The sequence below is a fragment of the Vibrio sp. V03_P4A6T147 genome (assembly GCF_002241085.1).
GTDB lineage: Bacteria > Pseudomonadota > Gammaproteobacteria > Enterobacterales > Vibrionaceae > Vibrio > Vibrio anguillarum.
In genome coordinates this window covers 1-3,049 of the sequence record NZ_NDIO01000068.1, presented here as the reverse complement: position 1 = coordinate 3,049, position 3,049 = coordinate 1, and the positions used below count along the sequence as shown (strand labels likewise).

3 protein-coding genes are annotated in these 3,049 nt (G+C 38.3%); 1 reads left to right on the top strand and 2 read right to left on the bottom strand.

The features are described from left to right. The coding region (locus tag B9J84_RS16280; protein WP_404206168.1) for a hypothetical protein at window positions 1-663 on the top strand (663 nt) is incomplete at its 5' end. 36 nt (window positions 664-699) lie between these two features. Here the strand turns inward: B9J84_RS16280 and dndE are convergent. Both dndE and dndD read right to left on the bottom strand, forming a co-directional pair. Continuing rightward, entirely contained in the window at window positions 700-1,047 is a 348-nt protein-coding gene (dndE, locus tag B9J84_RS02370; protein WP_094123452.1) for a DNA sulfur modification protein DndE, read from the bottom strand. Then, a complete protein-coding gene (gene dndD, locus B9J84_RS02365; RefSeq protein ID WP_094123451.1) occupies window positions 1,047-3,047 on the bottom strand; it encodes a DNA sulfur modification protein DndD in 2,001 nt (666 codons plus the stop codon). The genes dndE and dndD overlap by 1 nt, the downstream gene beginning before the upstream one ends. Window positions 3,048-3,049 lie beyond the last annotated feature (2 nt).

The window sequence follows — 3,049 nt, the reverse complement described above, 5'->3', positions numbered from 1 at the left end:
AAATATAAGTTTTGCTTAAACGACTACCTTAAACATAATAAAATCATAAGTAAAAAAACCAGAGAATATATTGATATTAGACTTGTCTATGTGAATAGGTTTGAATCTATGGTTAAGGTGTACGATAAGGATACAAACAAGTCAGATGTTTATTTGTATTATTCATTTTATTTGTACTTAATTTGTCATAATCTTTATGACTCGAAAAAATATTCACTTTGTGTTTCTACCTCCATTCGAATATTGGAAACTTATCTGACTGGTTATTTAATTAGTGCTAATAGAGCAAAACCGGACGCTTCAAGAATAAAGCTTTATAAATACAATAAGAAAAAAAACAAGTATGAATGGATCGGTGCTGGTGGGTTTGGCAATGTGTGGGAGATTTTTTTAGATGAGTTTCCATTATCATTAGACCAAAATCTGAGAGACAAAGTCGATAAGGTTAAAGACTTGAGAAATAAATGTATCTATGGTCATGGCTATCTCCCATTAACTTCTTCATCAGCTAAGTTTTCAATTGCTACAGCAATGGAAGTGATTGAGTTAATAGAGAAAAACATGTCATCAAGGCCTGTATTTAGAAAAATGAAACGCGATTGGGTGTATTTCGACAAAGCTATTCAAGAAGAGATCTTATTAGACAGTTTTACCATCAGTTAAGAGATGCCCCCATGCATAATGGGGGATATTCGTATTTTATAATGATAATGAAAGCTCATTCGTACTTCGATGGTTTCTAATCGAAGCAATCCCATCTTCAACATGAGTAGCCCAAGCTTGTTGATAGCCTTTGCTATCTAGCTCAGGGTAGTGCATCTTCAAAACTAATTCGGTTACATCACTGGTTTCACCTAGCCAAGTAAATTTATCTAGCACGAGAGATCCATCCAGTTTTGCCTCAATGCCGCTATAGCGAAAGTCACTTTCAATTGAGCGGAAAAAGGCAATGCGTGCAGAAACGTTGGGTGTAATACCTGTATAGCCTTTAAGTTTTTTTAAGTGCTCTTCCGTTGTGCGCGTTAGATTCATGCGGTTAGGTAGCATTACACGGCCTCCTTATTTGCTTCTTTCCAGAAGTAACCTTCTTTAATGGTTGAAGATTGCGTTCTACCATCAAAACAGATTTCATAAGTACGGGCGATATCATCTTGGATAAGTCTCGTATAATTTTTATCGATCTCAGTATCTGTTGATAGAATAACGACTTGATGGCTGGCAAATGGGAAATAATTCTCAACCAGTTTGTCACGATGATGAGAGTCTAAACGGCCTAATGGTGTATCGATGATAATTGGCAGTTTGCGACCCGATGTGCGGCCAAGCGCTTCCAATATGGATATAGCGTAGATTTGCTTTTCTCCAGCAGACATGGCTTTACGGTTGATCTTAATGCCGCGATCATCGATAAGCTCAACGTCGAAAGTGACTGGATTGATTGTCGCACTTAATTGTAAGTCCTCTTTTCGCGCAAGCTTTTGGTAAGATTGAACAAACTCATTTTCAAGCTGTTTTACACGAGCTTTAGTCAACTGTTCACCAAACTTTCCGAGTAATAGCATTGCGTTTTGTGCATTGCTAATACTTTGGTCTTTATTGGTTTGATCTTTGTGTTTATCGTGCAATTTTTGCATTTGACGTGCGTAATCTAACGCTAACCGTAATTCACTTTTTGCTTCTTCAAGTAAGTCTTTATATTTAGCAATGAGCTTTGCTTTTTCTTTATCTAATTCACGTACTTGGGCAAACCAGTCTTGAACCATCTCTTGTTCAGGAGCGCGAGCGATATTAGTCGAGATGTTATCAATCTCTTCTTCAACGAGTTGCAAGCGATTTCTTGCTTGATCAAAACGAGTAAAAGAGCCTTTCGCTAACGTGGAAATTTGATAATTAATCGTATTGGCTTGGCGATCGGAAATATCTAACAGTAGATGCTGTTTTTGAATATCCCCCATATGCTCAAGCAAGCTATCATTGATAGCTTCCATAGCCGCGGGTGCCGAGCTACTTAAATTAAACGCAAGCTTTGCTTTGAGCGTTTCAAGAAATGAATCAAGCTCTTTTCCAAAGTTTTGTTTTTGCTTTACCGCTTGTTCTTGTTCGATTTTTGCTAGAAGTAACTTCATTGTCTTTGGTGCGAGAGCAAAGGGAAGGCTAGTTTCCATTTCCATACGGATTTGTTTTTCAAGCTCAACTTTTTCTTTGAGCAAGTCATCGACTTTACTCTGCTCCGCATGCCGAGTTTTTGCCCAAGCCCCCCCATTTTGAGATAGCTTATTTTCTAAGTTCTGAATTTCTGCTGAGGTGTGTTCAATTTGAGTATAAATATCATTTTCGGCATGAAACCGTAGTTTTTCGGCGGCGCGCTCATGATGGATGCGTTTTTGATCCAATGCTTCCATTTCTTCTTGAATGGAATGACTGAGAGAGCTCGCACCTTGTTTTTTTAGGAAAATATTTAGATCGCTTTTTAGCTTTGCAATCACATCTAAGCCCAAAAGGCGGCGCACTGCCGTTTTAAGCACCGTACCGGATTCATCTTCTGCGAGTTCAGCAATTTTTTCGCCATCAAAGAAAAAGAGATCTGCAATACCTGTTGGGATCAATTCATTTAAGAAGCCTTGGCACTGGTCGTAGTCCAACTCTGTTAGCGCTACGTCATCTTTTTCAAGGTAAAGTTTATCTTTCTGTCCACGCTTCCAGCTACGAATAACCTTATAGGTACTTTCTTCACCATTTTGACTGTACTGGAATTCGAGCTCAATATAAGCGTTATCAGGCTGACTAATGGTACCAGCCCCCTTATGAATCAGCTCATTGAGTTCATTAATATAGTCGTTATTGGTCAACATTTGGTTAAATGATTGTCTACCAAATAACACTAAACGAACCGCACTCAGGATAGAGGTTTTTCCTGCGCCGTTAAGACCACCAAATAAAATGATGGGTTGTTTAGATCTATTCAAGCTTTCTGGTGTTGGACGTAAGTCGATTTCATGGACTCCGCGAAATACTCGGAAGTTGTTTAAAGTTAGTTTTGTAATCAACA